The sequence below is a fragment of the Paenilisteria riparia FSL S10-1204 genome, from assembly GCF_000525995.1.
Taxonomy (GTDB): domain Bacteria; phylum Bacillota; class Bacilli; order Lactobacillales; family Listeriaceae; genus Listeria_A; species Listeria_A riparia.
Map to the genome: position 1 here is coordinate 104305 of NZ_AODL01000004.1, position 16661 is coordinate 120965.

A 16661-nucleotide genomic window follows, 5' to 3' on the forward strand; every position below is an offset into this window, starting at 1 on the left:
GATTTTATTTTTAGGAGGAATTGTAAAATGGCTAACGTTACAGCTCAAATGGTAAAAGAACTACGCGAAAAAAACTGGTGCTGGTATGATGGATTGTAAAAAAGCATTAGTAGAAGTAGATGGAGATATGGATTTAGCAATCGACTACCTACGCGAAAAAGGTATTGCGAAAGCTGCTAAGAAATCCGATCGTATCGCTACAGAAGGTATGACAAGCGTTGTCAGCAATGACAAACACGCAATCGTACTTGAAATCAATGCAGAAACTGACTTCGTAGCTAAAAATGACAAGTTCATTCAATTAGTTCAAGACATTTCTAACCAATTATTGACTGTTCGTCCAACTGACTTGGATGCAGCGCTTAAAACAGAAATGCCAAACGGTCAAGTTTTACAAGACTACATCAACGAAGCGATCCAAACAATCGGAGAAAAAATCTCACTACGTCGTTTCGAAATCAAAGAAAAAGTAGCAGATCACGCATTCGGCGAATACATCCACATGGGCGGACGTATCGGTGTATTAGTTGTTCTTGAAGGTACAACGGACGACGCTGTTGCTAAAGACGTTGCAATGCATGTTGCAGCAATCAACCCTAAATATATCTCTCGTGCAGACGTTTCTCAAGACGAAATCGACCACGAAAGAAAAATCCTAACAGAACAAGCACTTAACGAAGGCAAACCAGCCAATATCGTTGAGAAAATGGTAGAAGGCCGCTTAACAAAATACCTAAGCGAAATCAGCCTTGAAGACCAACCATTCGTTAAAAACCCAGACGTAACTGTAGGCCAATTCGTCAAAGAAAAAGGCGCTACAATCAAATCGTTTGTACGTTTTGAAGTTGGAGAAGGTCTTGAGAAGAAAGAAGATAACTTTGTTGAGGAAGTAATGAATCAAGTTAAGAAATAAAACACGTTTTAAGTGATTTTGGATGAACCGCTATTCGCATTGAATAGCGGTTTTATCTTTTTGCAAAGTCACATATTAGGGTTTTTCAATAATGAAATTATGTTTTCTAGTAAACTATTTTTTGCGATATTTTTTACATGGTTTCAATTAATAATTCACTACCTTCTGTTGTTTTGAATATTCAATGATTTTCCATCGCTTATAAAATAAATACAATTTAAGAAATTAGTTGTTATTTAGAGGACATATAGCAAGATTAATGTTCGGGACTTTTTTTATTTTTTCTAGATTTGCTATAATACATTTTGGAAGATACTAACATGAGAGGAAGTGTCCTATGCCACATTATGAACAAGTCCGGCATGCGATATCTGCTAGAAAGCATAGTTTAGAGAGTATTGTTGACGGGATCAGGAGTAGGAAAAACGGGATGCAGGATGAAAATCACGAGGTAGAGGAAAAAATGATACATAGGCTGAATCAAATAGAAGCGGAAGCCAAAGACATGATTTCCCACTGTGAGCAAACAGAAAATGCTTTACGGAGGGAGATATAATCATGGCAACGCAAATCGATATAGACACAGCTTGGGTTTTGAAACAATTAAAAAAGGGTGAACAGGCTGTAGCGGATTTTAAAGCAGAAGCCACCAAGATTGAACACACGATGGATAAATTGAATAAGCAAGTTTCACCGGACTTCATGACACGTTACATTGAAGTGAAGGAAGGTTTAGTGTCGGAAATCAGAGCAGACCAGTTTACGAAATTAAAACAAGCTTTTGTGGATAGCCAACTAGCGGTACAAGCATTTATTGAAACGGATGCGAAGTTAGGGGGCAAGGGGTAATGGATTTTAAAATCAATATGGGAGAACTAGAGGATGTGCTAAAATCCTTGCACAAAATGAAGACCAGTTTAGAGACATTGGATGGTGTATTGGTCAACGTGCAAAATACAATTGCCAAGCAACAAGGAAAATTAGCAGATGCATTGACGATGGAATTTGGCGCTCATCGAGACGATATTTCACGCCAACAAGGTACGGTGACAAAACTATATACGTATTTGGAGAAGTATGTAAATGATTTGAAATCGATTGATAGCCCAACCTATCGTAATCAGGACATGTTAATTGATGCTCGCGGACTTCAAAAGGCAGCTGAAATGCAACGTGATATCCTAGATGAGGCGAAAAGCGACGTGTTCCGTGTCCCACAGCCGAGTATTGGAATGATTCCAGACGACCCCGACGAATTATGGGTTATGCGTCATAACCAAGGCTTAATGGAAGATTTAGATGATTACTTACGGCAGAAATTAACGCAATTACAGCAAAACGAAGGTGAAGCGATGCACCGAATTATCCTAGATATGCGTCGGTTGATGGAAATGGATCGCGCACACGCTTCTGGAATCGAGAAAGATTATCGCCAATACGATCAAAATAAAGTGCGTCAAATTGGTGCTTCTACAAGAGACTCTATTTTCGGTTTTGGAAAGAGTGCACTTGATAGTTTGAGACATCCAGAAAATCATTTGGAAAGTATGGCAATGTTGATGAAAAACCTGCGAAGTGATCCATCAGGAACTCTGGGGATGTTATGGAATGGCGTTGTAGCAAGTTATTTAGAGCCTTATAAAAAAGGAGATGCCTACGGCTTAGCAAGCAGCACAATGCTACTTGCAAGTGCATTTGGCATCACAAAAGGTCTGATTGAGTTTGGCCGGATAAAAGATGTGAACGGGGCTAATCGAATTATCTCTAAGTATGATGATATTGCGAGTTATGAGTTTAATAGCATGAACCCGGGGCCGTTATCAAAATTCGATGATCCACCTAATACTAATTTTTATGGTGGCAGATATAATATAAAAATACTTGAAGAAGATACTATTCTATATCGAGGTGGAGAAAAAGGGGGACTAACTACACCAGGAAAAGAATTTAATAGCCTTGGAGAGTGGTATACAACCGCTCCGCCTGCTTCTGTTGCAAAAGTTAGGATAGACAGTGCCGTTAAATATCATTGGATTGACCCTGTAGATGGCAATTTGACAGGAACCTCTAAAATTAGTGCTGTGTATGAAGTTAAGATACCTAAGGGAACTACAATTTATGAAGGGCCTGTTGGGTATCAAGGAGGCCATTATCTGGGTGGCATGGATAATTTTCAAGTATATATACAAAGGCCATGGGAGCTTGAAAATGTAGTAGTTATTAGTGAAAATCCACTAAAATAGGAGGTATGAAAATGGATCAAGAGCTAGAAAAATTGGAAAAATTGTTTTCTGAGCTTTTAAAAATCGTAAAAAAAAACGGTTATGAAAGGTTTGTTCCACAAATAAGGATAATTGAAGCTATTTTAAGTTGCTTAAAAGATAGTGAAGAAACATCTAGTTCTAAGATGGAATATGTTGCATCCAAGCATAAACAGCTATATTCACCAAGAGGTGGGCTATCTGAATTTTTTATATGGGATAATGACTTTCAAACAAGGATACAATTAAACAAGCCACTGGATACAGTTCGAGATGATATCTGGGCAATTTTGAAGAAATATAGAGTATAGTTTGTTGTTTTTAGAAGGCTGTAGGCTGTTTTCTACAGTCTTTTCTTATTTCAAATCGACTTAGGCACTACAACACATTATTATTCGCGAGTACATTCGGAATAACCAAAGGACTTATTGATTTTGGCCGTGTAAAAGATGTGAATGGCGCTAGCCGAATTATTTCTAAATATGATGATATTGCGAGTTATGAGTTTAATAGCATGAATCCTGGGCCACTGTCTAAAATTAATGACTACCCTAATAAAAATTTCTATGGTGGTAGATATAATACCAGAGTGTTGCAAGAAGATACGATATTTTATAGAGGTGGAAAAGCCGATGAACCACTGGGACAACGGTTCACCAGTGAGCCACCTACATCAGTTGTAAACGTTCGGATTGATAGTGCTGTGAGATCAATCCTAAAACAGGAGAATTAGAAGGTGTGTCTCCAATTAATACCGTCTATGAAATTAGAATTCCTGCTGGAACGACAATATACGAAGGACCTGTTGGGTTTCAGGGTGGTCCGTATGCTGGAGGATTGAAGCAGAGGCAATTCTTTTAGCTAATCCACAGCAAGGAAAAGTAGCAGAAGTATTTGGAGCAGGCGGAGGAAATCAAATACAACTTGTAACAGTTGTAGACTGGTATGAAAAATTAGGTATTTTAAAGGAGATAAAATGAGATGGAATCAAAAATTGAAGAATATAAAGAAATGATTCAGCATGACATTAACTTATTGGGGTACTCAGCATTAAGGTATTCACTTTTTGCCGGGGAAGAAAATCATCGGGATGAATATCAGGTTAGGATTGAGTATACGAATGGAAAATTTGAAGTTTACACGACTGGCGAACGTGCGTCAGTTTCTGGAAAGAGTGAATTCGAAGATTTTTGGAAAGCATATAAAGAATTTATGTATAAAATACTACTCACAGTTTTAAGTAATCGTGAACACGTACAAGCTAATGAGCCGCCTGAATATCCCTGCCCGTTATGGGATAATTAAGTGACTAAGATAAGGAGTAAGTTTTATTGACAGTAAAACAGCAAGATTAAAGGAAATGTATCTCGAATTGTTAAGGATTTTAGAGAAGTATGGGCCAGTAGAAATGAGTACTCAGATACGTACAATTAAAGAAATACTAATTTACTTAGATACAGCGAATGAATCAGAAGATGTTATGATAAAACAGGTTTTTCCGAATGCATAAAAGCATGTCTCCTGGAAAGTCAGGATTGGCAGAATTTCATTTCTGGGATAATGATTTTGAAACGCGTTCTATAGTAAATAAACCACTCGGAGAATTGAAACAGGAGATATGGGACATACTAGTTTCGTAGGAGTAGCTTTGTTGAAAAGACAGTAGCCTAATATGATATTTTTACTAACCAAGTTAAGAAATAAAAGTAACACACAAAAAACCGCCATTCACCAAGTCTAGCGGTTTTTTGTCATATAAATAGTATCAATTCCAAATCACCAAAGACAAATACAATCCAACCAACGTCACAAACAAAACTGGAATCGTAATTACAATCCCGATTTTAAAATACATACCCCAACTTATCTTCACGTTTTTCTGTGCTAAAATATGTAGCCATAACAGCGTAGCCAAAGACCCAATCGGTGTGATCTTTGGACCTAAATCTGATCCTATGACATTTGCGTAAACAAGCGCTTCTTTCATCACTCCAGTAAACGACGTGTGGTCGATAGCTAGCGCATTAATCATCACTGTTGGCAAATTATTCATAACGGAAGATAAAATCGCGGCAATAAAGCCCATCCCAATTGTACCGGCGAACAAGCCATAACTCGCAATATGCTCTACAGCTTCCGCCAATAGTTTTGTAATGCCAACGTTTTGAAGGCCGTACACAACGATATACATCCCAATCGAGAAAAATACAATACTCCAAGGCGCGGCTTTCACAATGGATTTGGCGCGAACAGCATGGCTTCTTTTAGCTAAAAACAAGAAGATACCAGCGACTAACAGGGCAATAAAGGAGACAGGAATATCCAAGAAACTGCTCAAAAAGTAGCCCGTGACAAGCACAATCAAGACTCCCCAAGAGATTCGAAACATTTTTACATCTTTAAGAGCGGAGGCAGGCGCGGCTAATTCAGCTATTTCATACCGTTTTGGCAAGGCTTTGCGGAAGTAAATATACAGGACAACGATGCTAGCAATTAGCGAAAACAGGTTGGGAATCCACATCATTAGCGCATATTGTGAAAATGAAATTCCGAAAAAATCCGCCGAAACAATGTTCACCAAGTTACTGACAACGAGCGGTAAAGACGTCGTATCCGCGATGAATCCGCTGGCGATAATGAAAGGAAATACTTTCTTCTCATCAAACTTGAGCGCGCGTACCATTGCCAAAACAATCGGTGTCAAAATAAGCGCCGCGCCATCATTTGCGAAGAAGGCCGCGACCAAAGCTCCTAAAACAGAAACTAGCACGAACATCAAAATTCCGTTTCCTTTGGCGAGTCGTGCCATATGTAAAGCCGCCCATTCAAAAAAGCCAATTTCATCAAGGACAAGCGAAATAATGATGATTGCGATAAATGCGAGTGTCGCGTTCCAAACGATGCCTGTAACGGTAATAACATCCGCAAAAGTGACGATTCCGAGTAGTAACGCGAGCGCCGCACCACCGCAAGCGGACCAACCGATGGATAAATTCTTTGGCTGCCAGATAACAAAAATAAGCGTGATTATAAAAACGAAAATAGTTAGCGTAATTTGCATCGTAAACCCCTTTATTCGTGCAGCTAAAACTGCTAATAGTTTCTTACTAGGTGACATCATATAGATAAGAATCTATGTATAAATATAAACTGCTGTTCCTCATGCGTCAAGCATTACGATTGGAACAGGTATAATGCCCATAAAAGCTTTCTAAAACGCCAACAAATGATTTCCACATCATAAGTTAGACATTAAAGAAAGCTTTCAAGTCATTCTTATCGTTTTGGAGCGCGATAACCAGCGGCTTCAGCCTCGGCTACAGTATTGAACCATTCTTTTACGTTCGTTGTTCGGTCGTAATATGTGCTGCCAGGAACATGATAAATACCGCTATAGCTTCCTTTGATCTGTCCTTGTTCTTGGGCAGGAGCTGAATCCTGAGCTTCTTGTTGCTCGCGTTCTTTTTCTTCATTCGCTTTTTGCTCAGCAGCTTCTTTTTCTTTAGCGGCTTGCTCTTCTTTTGCAACACGCTCTTTTTCGGCATTTTCAGCATCAATACGTGCCTGTTTTGCTGCGGTGGCTTTTTGTAGTTCTTTCTCGGAAGGAGTTGTGATATTGATTGTTTCTGTAAACTTAATCACTTTCTTCTTGTTAACGAGATCGCCTTCTAGGTTGCCGCCTTTTTTGCCGATAATTTTGCGCATGCTATCGGTTTGTTTTTTTGGTTGATAGGATTGGAATTTAATCTCGTAACTGCCTTTATCTAGTTCTCCGATGGTCTTCTTAAGTTTCCCGTCCTTCTTTACTTTCAGCTTTATTTCTTCGTTATAACCGTTCGGGCCAGTAATCGTAGCGAAAAATTTCATTTTGTTCGGCAGGTTAGTCTGAACATGAATATTCACATTGTTTCCCTCTACATCACTTCCCGCCAAAACGCCTACTGTTAGTGGCTCTGCGGCTTGTGCTGGCTGATGAAACGAAGTCATTGAGATGAATAGCATCAAGATAATTAGAAGTAAATTCCCTTTTTTAAGTACTTTTTTGTGCTGGTTTCATTGTTTTATTCTCTCCCTTTATTTTTTTGTATGATAAAGCGCATACAGGTTTATTTTAGATTATTTTGGAGAATAAAGCTATATAAACTTGGAAATAAATATTAAAATCGCGATCTAAAAAATAGGCAGGCAGTAATATTCTAAATTACCGCTTGCCTATTTTTTAGTTATTTGTCAGCAAATCAATCGCATCCGCAAGTTTTGTACTAACAGCTTGATCGTTTCGCAAATCATCTTGTACTTTCATCGCTTGCTCTGGAATTTCAGTAATAATGCCATCAACGCCAGCCAGCATATACTTCCGTGCCGCCTCAGGTGTTGTAATCGTCCACACAAGCAGGTCCATATTTCGCGCTCGCGCCTGTTCTTGCATGCTAGAACTGTAAGAAAACTCCTCAATCACGATAAAATCAGCATCCACATTCACGAGATTCCCGAAGTTAAGCGGTACAATAAAACCAACGCGCATTAGCGGATGTTTCTCTTTCAATTTCTCTACAATCGAACGATCCAACGATTGATAAATATAATCGGCCTCCACGTGATGCTTCTGTATCGTTTTCACGAAATTCTCTAGGAAATCTTTTGATTCACCACCATGCGTCTTTATCTCGATGTTCAAATTAACTTGCCATTTTTTCGCATGTTCAATATATGAGTCAAGAGACGGAATCTTTGATGTAAAGCCATCTTGACGAATCGTCACTTGCTCCAGTTCCGCCAATGTCATATCACGCACATTGCGATTAATTCCCGCCAATCGCCGCAAATTCGTATCATGAAAAACGACAAATTGATGATCTTTCGTCTCCAAAACGTCCATTTCGACAAAATCAACACCAATTTTTGCAGCGCCATGAAGCGATTCTAACGAGTTCTCTACACCAGCGCTCTTCAAGCCTCGGTGGGCAATGATTTGTGTATTATCGCTATATGTCACCTCATTCAAATAAACCCCGTTAGCGGTCACCAAAGCAATGATACCAACAGCAATCGCGATATAAAACGATTTACGATGCTTCCGTTTCTCTTTGTGACGCATCGGTTTTAAAATATCATTTTCGCGTGTTAAAAACATATACATAACGGTGTGCGCAATGTAAATCGGCATAATAGTAAACGCGACAATAAAGAAAATCTGACTCAATGTTAATGAAATCCCAGCCACAATCGGCGCAGCAGAGCTCCATAATTGCTCCGTCACAATCGTTGGCATTAAAAAGATGAAAATCGCGATAAAAACGAATGCCGTAGCAACCAGCGATATTAAGACAAAAATCATGATAATCCGCCATGTTTGCCATCTTGTAATCACCCAGCTACGCTTAATCGCTTGGAAAATCGTATATTTTCCCGTTAAAAAAACAGGCAAGGCGAACAATAGCCGGATATTTATATAAATCACAACAATGATAAAACTAAAGTACAAAATCGCGCCAGACATCGACTTCAACAACTCATTTACAATGAAATTTGGAATATAAATCCCGTCCGTCAATTCCGAATGAAGCCCCATACCTGCAAGCGGAACAATTAGCGCAAAGTATAATAGAAAAAAGACGAATTGATACGACAATAAATATTTCGACTGCCGCACAATTTTTCGTAAAATCTCACGAATCGTAAACGGAATCTGCTGTTGGTGATAGTACGCAACGAGAATTAACACAGACAATTCAAGATAAATAAAAAACAGCGCGAACAAGGCAAATATCAGCGCAAAAAGTAGCCCCAATGGATTTCGCAAAAATTCCAAAATATTCTGATCTGTAATACTATCATAGCCAAGCGATGCCGTCATGAACTGGAAAAACAGTGCCAAGAACGGAAAAGCGAGAAACAGAATAGCGGCTTGTAAAATAAATACGAATTTTATGTAATACCACGAGTTAAAACGGGTATAAAACAAAGAAGTCCTTAATGTTTGTAGAATTTTGATTGAATTCATAAAATTTCTCCCCCTTATTTCTGTCATTTATTATACGATAGTTTGGAAGCAAATAGTAGTACAAAACGTATGCAGGAAATATTATTTTAGAATTTTATACGAAAATGCTTTTGCTTAAGGGTTTTTTTTAGTTATTATAGAATATGATGGAATTGTTCTTAGAGTTTAGGAACGAGCCAAATAGATAGTAGATGGAGGTCAATATGGATACCCCAGAATATAAACGAGTAGTATTGAAACTTAGTGGTGAGGCTTTAGCAGGAACAGAAGGGTTTGGGATTAACCCGCGTGTCGTGAACTCCATCTCACAGCAAGTCAAAGAAGTAGTAGAACTTGGTGTGGAGGTTGCTATAGTTGTCGGTGGTGGCAATATTTGGCGAGGTAAGCTTGGAAGCGAAATGGGAATGGACCGTGCCGCAGCGGATTATATGGGCATGCTTGCAACAGTGATGAACTCTTTGTCGCTTCAAGATTCATTGGAAAGTGTTGGTGTAGCAACGCGTGTGCAAACGTCCATCGATATGCGTCAAATTGCCGAGCCATATATTCGTCGCAAAGCGATTCGTCATTTAGAGAAAGGCCGTGTGGTGATTTTTGCGGCTGGAACGGGTAATCCGTATTTCTCTACAGATACAACCGCAGCGCTCCGTGCAGCAGAAATTGAAGCAGAAGTTATCTTGATGGCGAAAAACAATGTGGATGGTGTATACAGCGCCGACCCGAAATTAGATGATACAGCTGTGAAATATGACGAGCTGTCTTACCTAGATGTAATTAAAGATGATTTACAAGTCATGGATTCTACAGCATCATCATTAAGTATGGACAATGATATCCCGCTAGTCGTCTTTTCGTTTGAAGAGAAAGAAAACAATATCAAACGCGTGATTCTTGGCGAGAAAATCGGGACAACAGTAAGAGGGAGGAAGTAACATGAGTAAAGAAGTATTAGCACAAGCAAAAGAGAAAATGGCAAAATCAGAACAAGCGTTACAACACCAATTAGGATCAATTCGTGCTGGCCGTGCCAACGCGTCATTACTTGACCGTGTATCCGTAGATTATTATGGCGCACCAACGCCAATCAACCAATTAGCAGCGGTAAGCGTTCCAGAAGCACGCCTGTTAATGATTTCGCCTTACGATAAAACAGCATTAGCCGATATCGAAAAAGCGATCTTAAAAGCAGATCTTGGCATTATGCCAAACAACGACGGTGAAGTGGTTCGTATCGCGATTCCACAATTAACAGAAGAACGTCGGAAAGAACTTGTAAAAGAAGTGAAAAAAGAAGCAGAAGATGCAAAAGTAGCTGTTCGTAACGTGCGTCGCGATGCAAATGATGACTTGAAAAAGTTAGAGAAATCGGGCGACATTACAGAAGACGATTTGCGTAATTTCACAGAAGAAGTTCAAAAACTGACAGACACTAGCATCAAAAAGATTGATGAAATCGCGAAAGACAAAGAAGCGGAAGTCATGGAAGTTTAGGAAATCCCAAGTTAAATCAAATGAATTTTTTTGCGGGGAGGCATTTTCTTTTAGGAAGGGGATGCCTCCCTCCAATTGTAAATCATCGAGCTTCACATTAATTTCTAATCTAGTTTCAACAATTAATAGTACATAATTTCTGTTATTTTTGTTATTATAGGTGTAGGCGTGCCGACTCTTGGCAATTCTATTGGAGGAAAGAACATGTTTAAGAAAATTTTTCGTCAAGATGAGAATGCGATGAATAGTGAAATTTCAGCGGAGCTGCCTTTGCCAAGCCACATTGCTATTATTATGGATGGGAACGGTAGATGGGCGAAGAAACGGTTTTTACCGCGTGTCGCAGGGCATCGAGAGGGTATGCAAGTCGTGAAACGGATGACGCGTTATGCCAATTCGCTAGGCATTAATATATTGACGTTATACGCTTTTTCAACGGAAAACTGGAAGCGACCGGAAGATGAAGTCGATTTTTTGATGAAGTTACCAGGTGAGTTTTTCGATACATTTATTCCGGAATTGATGGAAGAAAATGTACGTGTGAATGTGATGGGCTACAAAGAAGAATTACCGAAACATACGTTAGACGCGGTAGAGCGTGCGATTGAAGCAACGAAGAATAATACGGGACTTGTGCTTAATTTTGCACTTAATTATGGATCTCGGGCAGAAATTGTGACGGCGACACAAGTTGCGATGCGAGAACTCTTAGAAGAAGGCTTTAGTCCAGAAGATTTAACAGAAGAACGGTTAGCCAAACATTTGATGAGTGCTAATTTAAGCGACCCTGATTTGCTAATCCGTACGAGTGGTGAATTGCGACTTAGTAATTTCATGCTATGGCAACTTGCGTATAGCGAGTTTTATTTTACACAAACACACTGGCCTGATTTTTCGGAAGAGGATTTTAAGCAGGCGATTGTGGAGTATCAGAATCGTTCGAGACGCTTCGGAGGTCTATAGGGAGGATATATTGTGAAAACAAGAATTATTACAGCGATTGTTGCATTGGCGGTGTTTTTACCGTTTGTCATTTATGGTGGTTTACCGTTTGAACTGCTCAGCATGTTGCTTGCGGCGATTGCACTGTACGAAATTTTAGTGATGACAAAGCAAAAACTGGTTTCGGTGAACGGAGTCATTACGCTCGTGCTGACGCTTACTGTAGCTGCGCCGAGTCGTTTTCTGGAATGGCTAGAAGATTACAGCATAACCCAAAATGAGATTATCTTTGTATGTATGGCCTTGTTGTTGTCATATACAGTATTTTCGAAAAACAGATATCATTTTGATCAAGTTGGTATCGGAATTTTAGCAGCATTTTATACGGGAATTGGCTTTCATTATCTGGCTGAGACGCGAAATGCTGGTTTGGAGTATGTTATTTTCGCCTTGTTGATTGTCTGGATGACGGACACGATGGCTTATTTTGTTGGTCGTTCGCTTGGAAAACATAAGCTTGCGCCAAATGTTAGCCCGAATAAGACGATAGAAGGCTTTGTCGGGGGGATTGTTTTTGCAGTCTTAATTGCTGGTGGGTATTATTTCTACATGGACTTGCCAGGAGAGATTTTAGTTATTATTATAATTATTATCGTGCTGTCCATTTTTGGGCAACTGGGCGATTTAGTAGAATCTGCACTGAAGCGTTATTACGGTGTAAAAGACTCTGGAAAATTACTACCAGGTCATGGTGGGGTGCTCGATCGGTTTGATAACTTGTTATTTGTTTTACCGCTTCTTTTGCCACTGCTACATATACTCCAAATTCTATAAAATAGAGGTGTACTAATGAGAAAAATTAATTTGCTGGGCGCAACGGGTTCTGTCGGGAGCCAAACGCTTGAAATTGTGAGGGAACATCCAGAATTATTTCAAGTCGTCGCATTATCATTTGGAAGAAATATGAAACTTGGAACAGCGGTTATTGAGGAATTTAAGCCGGAACTTGTTTCTGTAGAGCTTCGTCGTGATTATGAAAAATTGAAGCTTGAGTTCCCGAGCTTGAAAGTGTATTATGGCGCGATGGGCTTGCAGGAAGTAGCGACATACGCGCATGGGGATATATTGATTAATGCGGTGATGGGAAGTGTTGGTCTACAACCGACGCTCGATGCGATTGCGGCAGGAAAAGAAATTGCGATTGCGAACAAAGAAACGCTTGTTACAGCTGGGCATTTAGTGATGCGAGCAGCGAAAGAAAAAGGCGTACGCATTGTTCCGGTTGACAGTGAACATTCTGCAATTTATCAATGCTTGCAAGGTGAAAATCCAGATAATATTAGTAAATTGATTGTGACGGCATCTGGAGGTAGCTTCCGTGATCGCACGCGTGAGCAATTGCGCAACGTTACAGTAGCAGAAGCTTTAACACATCCGAATTGGTCGATGGGAAACAAAATTACGATTGACTCAGCAACGATGTTTAACAAAGGTCTGGAAGTGATTGAAGCCCATTGGCTATTTGACCTAGATTATGATGATATTGATGTGGTTGTTCATCGCGAGAGTGTGGTACATTCGATGGTCGCTTTTAAAGATGGTAGTCATATTGCACAGCTTGGTTTGCCGGACATGCGTGTTCCGATTCAGTACGCGTTGACACATCCAGAACGTGCTACGATTTCATTTAGTAAACCATTTGACATTACGGAATTTGGTGCCCTGCATTTTGATAAAATGGATTTCCATCGTTTTCCAGCGTTGAAATTAGCATACACTGCTGGTAAAATAGGTGGTACGATGCCTTCTGTTTTAAATGCGGCTAACGAAATTGCGGTTGCAGGTTTTCTAAATGGCCAAGTCGCATTCCAAGACATTGAAGCGCTCGTTGAAAATGCAATGAATCGCCATGAGACAATTGCAAACCCTGATTTGGAGACTATTTTCCAAGTAGATCAGGAAACACGTGCATACGTGAAGACACTTTTATAGAGGTGAAACAATGACAACCATTATTGCGTTTATATTTGTTTTTGGCCTAATCGTCTTTTTCCATGAACTAGGACATTTCTTGTTTGCAAAGAGGTCTGGTATTTTAGTTCGTGATTTTTCGATCGGTTTTGGTCCGAAAATATTTGCTTACCGCAAGAAAGAAACACAGTACACATTACGGCTTCTCCCCATCGGTGGTTACGTGCGTATGGCCGGTGAAGATGGCGAAGTAGTAGAGCTTAAACCAGGTTATCGCGTCGGCTTGATTTTAAATGATGATGAAGTCGTGACGAAAATAATCGTGAATGGCAAAGATCAATACCAAGATGTACAGCCACTTGAAGTATCAGGAAGTGACTTGGAAAAAGAATTATTCATCGAAGGCTACGAAGAGTACGATGATGAGAAAATTGTTCGTTACCCAGTAGCAAATGATGCAATTGTTGTAGATGGCAAAATAGAAACGATTATTGCACCGTACGACCGTGTTTTCCAATCGAAATCGCTAGGAAAACGCGCGATGACAATCTTTGCAGGACCGTTGTTCAACTTTATTTTAGCGATTATTATTTTTACGATTTTGGCCTTTGTCTCAGGAAGTGTTCCTTCGAATGCGCCTGAAATTGGGCAAGTCATGGATAATGGTGCAGCGCAAGAAGCTGGTTTGAAGCAAGGCGACGAGGTTATTTCTATCAATGGCAAAGCTGTTGATTCATGGCAAGATATTTACGCGACAGTTGAGAAAAATCCGAATAAAGAACTTGATTTCAAAATCGATCGCGATGGAAAAACACAAGATATCGACGTAACACCAAAAGCGGAAAAAGCACAAGATGGCACAAGCGTCGGCAAAATTGGTGTGGCACAACCAGGTTCTGATTCTTTCATAACGAAAATCACGTACGGTTTCACGCAAACGTGGTTCTGGGTTACACAAATCGGCCATGTACTAGGCCAAATGGTCACGGGTGATTTCTCGCTTAACATGTTAAATGGACCAGTCGGGATTTATACCTCGACACAAGAAGTGGTCAGCTATGGTTTCTTGACATTGCTTAACTGGACCGCGGTCCTAAGCATTAACTTAGGAATCGTTAATTTGCTACCGTTACCAGCACTGGATGGTGGACGATTGTTGTTCTTCCTCTATGAGCTTGTTCGCGGCAAACCACTTGATCCAAAAAAAGAAGGCATGGTGCATTTCATTGGCTTTGCGCTGTTGATGGTGCTAATGATTCTCGTCACATGGAATGATATCCAGCGAGCCTTTTTCTAGGGAGTAAAATAGTGAACTAAGATAAAAATAGGGGTGTGAGTATATGCGTCAAACATTGAGTTTTATACCAACATTAAAAGAAGTACCTGCTGATGCAGAAGTTAAAAGCCACCAATTATTATTACGTGCAGGATTTATCAGACAAACAGCTAGTGGGATTTATAGCTACTTGCCACTCGCAAAATTAACATTACAAAAAATCGAAACTATTATTCGCGAAGAATTAAATCGCATAGATGCGGTAGAACTATTACTGCCAGCATTACAGCCAGCCGAGCTATGGCAAGAATCAGGTCGCTGGGAAGATTATGGTTCCGAATTAATGCGTTTGAAAGACCGAAATTTGCGTGACTTCGCGCTTGGACCAACGCATGAAGAAGTCATCACATCGCTTTTACAAGATGAAATTAAATCATATAAACGTTTACCATTAACACTGTACCAAATTCAAACAAAGTTCCGTGATGAAAAGCGTCCTCGTTTTGGTTTATTACGTGGCCGTGAGTTTATTATGAAAGATGCCTATTCTTTTCATGCGACAGAAGAAAGCTTAGATGCGACATACAGTAAGATGTACCAAGCGTATTCTAATATTTTTACTCGTTGTGGTCTTGATTTCCGCGCAGTTATTGCGGATTCTGGTTCTATAGGTGGTAATGAAACGAAAGAATTTATCGTGTTGTCCGATATTGGCGAAGATACGATTGCGTATAGCGATTCTTCCGATTACGCTGCAAACGTAGAAATGGCGCCAGTAATGTACATGGAGAAGAAATCGCACGAAGAAACTGGCACACTTGAAAAAGTAGCGACACCAGGTCAACGGACGATTGCTGATATTGTTGAATTTTTAGAAGTACCGATTGAAAAAACGGTGAAATCGATGTTATTCGTGCTAGATGAGGAAGAAATTATCATGGTACTTGTCCGTGGTGACCACGAAGTGAACGATATTAAAATCAAAAACGCTTTATCAGCAACAACGGTGGAACCAGCAACAAATGAACAAGCGATTGAATTACTTGGCTCTGGTTTCGGTTCCCTTGGCCCAATTGGTGTACCAGAACATGTTCGTATTTTTGCGGATAATGCGGTGCAAGATATTGTGAATGCGGTAGTTGGTGCGAATGAGGAAGATTTCCATATCATTAATACGCAGCCAAAACAAGATTTCAATGTGCATACGTATTTCGATTTGCGCCTGATTCAAGAAGGCGACTTGTCTCCGGATGGACACGGCGTTATTAAATTCGCAGAAGGTATCGAAGTTGGTCATATTTTTAAACTGGGTACGAAATACAGTGAAGCGATGAAAGCGACCTTTTTGGATGAGAACGGACGCAGCAATCCATTTATTATGGGCTGCTACGGAATCGGTGTTTCTCGCTTACTTTCAGCGATTGCAGAGCAACAAGCGGATGAATCGGGTCTTGTATGGGATCGCAATATTAGCCCACTTGACTTGCACTTAATTCCTGTTAATATGAAGAGCGAAGAGCAAGTAGCTTTCGCGGAAGAATTGTACGCCTCCTTGCAAGAAATGGGTTATTCGGTTCTACTTGATGACCGCACAGAGCGTGCTGGCGTGAAATTTGCTGATGCAGACCTGATTGGTTTACCGATGCGTGTGACAGTTGGTAAGAAAGCCGCTGAAGGCATTGTTGAAGTTAAAATTCGCAAAACAGGCGAAATGATTGAAGTTCGTAAAGAAGAATTGATGAACACCTTACCGATCCTTCTTGGCGAAAACGCGTAATATAAAATCTGAGGTTGGGACAAAAC

14 protein-coding genes and 1 pseudogene are annotated in these 16661 nt (G+C 40.0%); 12 read left to right on the forward strand and 3 right to left on the reverse strand.

Going from position 1 to position 16661, the window contains the following annotated elements:
• The first annotated feature begins 27 nt into the window (after positions 1-27).
• From tsf to PRIP_RS02560, 5 genes and pseudogenes are all read left to right on the forward strand, one after another.
• Positions 28-913: pseudogene (gene tsf / locus PRIP_RS02530) on the forward strand (translation elongation factor Ts).
• A gap of 558 nt (positions 914-1471) precedes the next feature.
• Positions 1472-1762, forward strand: coding sequence for a hypothetical protein (locus PRIP_RS02540; protein WP_036099277.1), 291 nt, complete (start codon positions 1472-1474; stop codon positions 1760-1762).
• Positions 1762-3156, forward strand: coding sequence for a hypothetical protein (locus tag PRIP_RS16085; RefSeq protein WP_052008685.1), 1395 nt, complete (start codon positions 1762-1764; stop codon positions 3154-3156). Before PRIP_RS02540 ends, PRIP_RS16085 begins: the two co-directional genes overlap by 1 nt.
• An 11-nt stretch (positions 3157-3167) precedes the next feature.
• On the forward strand, positions 3168-3485 hold the full coding sequence (locus PRIP_RS02550; RefSeq protein WP_036099279.1) for a hypothetical protein: 318 nt from the start codon (positions 3168-3170) through the stop codon (positions 3483-3485).
• A gap of 670 nt (positions 3486-4155) precedes the next feature.
• The gene (locus PRIP_RS02560) at positions 4156-4479 is read left to right on the forward strand and encodes an Imm59 family immunity protein (RefSeq protein WP_036099281.1); all 324 of its coding nucleotides are present in this window, start codon (positions 4156-4158) and stop codon (positions 4477-4479) included.
• Positions 4480-4939: 460 nt separating this feature from the next.
• On the opposite strand, the gene PRIP_RS02565 is transcribed toward PRIP_RS02560, so the two are convergent.
• The 3 genes from PRIP_RS02565 to PRIP_RS02575 form a co-directional block, all read right to left on the reverse strand.
• A complete protein-coding gene (locus PRIP_RS02565) occupies positions 4940-6235 on the reverse strand; it encodes an arsenic transporter (RefSeq protein WP_036099283.1) in 1296 nt (431 codons plus the stop codon).
• Between the two features lie 215 nt (positions 6236-6450).
• A complete protein-coding gene (locus PRIP_RS18165; RefSeq protein WP_206538180.1) occupies positions 6451-7161 on the reverse strand; it encodes a sunset domain-containing protein in 711 nt (236 codons plus the stop codon).
• Between the two features lie 232 nt (positions 7162-7393).
• Positions 7394-9178 (reverse strand): glycerophosphoryl diester phosphodiesterase membrane domain-containing protein, encoded by a 1785-nt coding sequence (locus PRIP_RS02575; RefSeq protein ID WP_036099285.1) that lies wholly within the window; start codon positions 9176-9178, stop codon positions 7394-7396.
• 203 nt (positions 9179-9381) lie between these two features.
• Between PRIP_RS02575 and pyrH the strand changes: the two genes are divergently transcribed.
• The 7 genes from pyrH to PRIP_RS02610 all read left to right on the forward strand — a co-directional run bounded on the left by pyrH (position 9382) and on the right by PRIP_RS02610 (position 16635).
• Positions 9382-10110: a UMP kinase gene (gene pyrH, locus PRIP_RS02580; RefSeq protein WP_036099287.1), complete on the forward strand. Its 729-nt coding sequence runs from the start codon at positions 9382-9384 to the stop codon at positions 10108-10110.
• Position 10111: 1 nt separating this feature from the next.
• On the forward strand, positions 10112-10669 hold the full coding sequence (gene frr / locus PRIP_RS02585) for a ribosome recycling factor (RefSeq protein ID WP_036099288.1): 558 nt from the start codon (positions 10112-10114) through the stop codon (positions 10667-10669).
• Between the two features lie 204 nt (positions 10670-10873).
• Complete coding sequence (locus PRIP_RS02590) at positions 10874-11632, forward strand: isoprenyl transferase (protein WP_036099290.1); 759 nt, start codon at positions 10874-10876, stop codon at positions 11630-11632.
• A 12-nt stretch (positions 11633-11644) separates the two neighbouring features.
• Entirely contained in the window at positions 11645-12445 is an 801-nt protein-coding gene (locus PRIP_RS02595) for a phosphatidate cytidylyltransferase (RefSeq protein ID WP_036099292.1), read from the forward strand.
• A 15-nt stretch (positions 12446-12460) separates the two neighbouring features.
• Positions 12461-13603, forward strand: coding sequence for a 1-deoxy-D-xylulose-5-phosphate reductoisomerase (locus tag PRIP_RS02600; protein WP_036099294.1), 1143 nt, complete (start codon positions 12461-12463; stop codon positions 13601-13603).
• 10 nt (positions 13604-13613) lie between these two features.
• Positions 13614-14879, forward strand: coding sequence for an RIP metalloprotease RseP (gene rseP, locus PRIP_RS02605; protein ID WP_036099297.1), 1266 nt, complete (start codon positions 13614-13616; stop codon positions 14877-14879).
• 43 nt (positions 14880-14922) lie between these two features.
• Positions 14923-16635 (forward strand): proline--tRNA ligase, encoded by a 1713-nt coding sequence (locus tag PRIP_RS02610; protein WP_036099298.1) that lies wholly within the window; start codon positions 14923-14925, stop codon positions 16633-16635.
• Positions 16636-16661: the final 26 nt, after the last annotated feature.

Bases quoted from the DNA above. Each gene is read 5' to 3' on its own strand.
- PRIP_RS02540 (WP_036099277.1), top strand. From the start codon at position 1,472: ATGGCAACGCAAATCGATATAGACACAGCTTGGGTTTTGAAACAATTA.
- PRIP_RS16085 (WP_052008685.1), top strand. From the start codon at position 1,762: ATGGATTTTAAAATCAATATGGGAGAACTAGAGGATGTGCTAAAATCC.
- PRIP_RS02550 (WP_036099279.1), top strand. From the start codon at position 3,168: ATGGATCAAGAGCTAGAAAAATTGGAAAAATTGTTTTCTGAGCTTTTA.
- PRIP_RS02560 (WP_036099281.1), top strand. From the start codon at position 4,156: ATGGAATCAAAAATTGAAGAATATAAAGAAATGATTCAGCATGACATT.
- PRIP_RS02565 (WP_036099283.1), bottom strand. From the start codon at position 6,235: ATGCAAATTACGCTAACTATTTTCGTTTTTATAATCACGCTTATTTTT.
- PRIP_RS18165 (WP_206538180.1), bottom strand. From the start codon at position 7,161: ATGACTTCGTTTCATCAGCCAGCACAAGCCGCAGAGCCACTAACAGTA.
- PRIP_RS02575 (WP_036099285.1), bottom strand. From the start codon at position 9,178: ATGAATTCAATCAAAATTCTACAAACATTAAGGACTTCTTTGTTTTAT.
- pyrH (WP_036099287.1), top strand. From the start codon at position 9,382: ATGGATACCCCAGAATATAAACGAGTAGTATTGAAACTTAGTGGTGAG.
- frr (WP_036099288.1), top strand. From the start codon at position 10,112: ATGAGTAAAGAAGTATTAGCACAAGCAAAAGAGAAAATGGCAAAATCA.
- PRIP_RS02590 (WP_036099290.1), top strand. From the start codon at position 10,874: ATGTTTAAGAAAATTTTTCGTCAAGATGAGAATGCGATGAATAGTGAA.
- PRIP_RS02600 (WP_036099294.1), top strand. From the start codon at position 12,461: ATGAGAAAAATTAATTTGCTGGGCGCAACGGGTTCTGTCGGGAGCCAA.
- rseP (WP_036099297.1), top strand. From the start codon at position 13,614: ATGACAACCATTATTGCGTTTATATTTGTTTTTGGCCTAATCGTCTTT.
- PRIP_RS02610 (WP_036099298.1), top strand. From the start codon at position 14,923: ATGCGTCAAACATTGAGTTTTATACCAACATTAAAAGAAGTACCTGCT.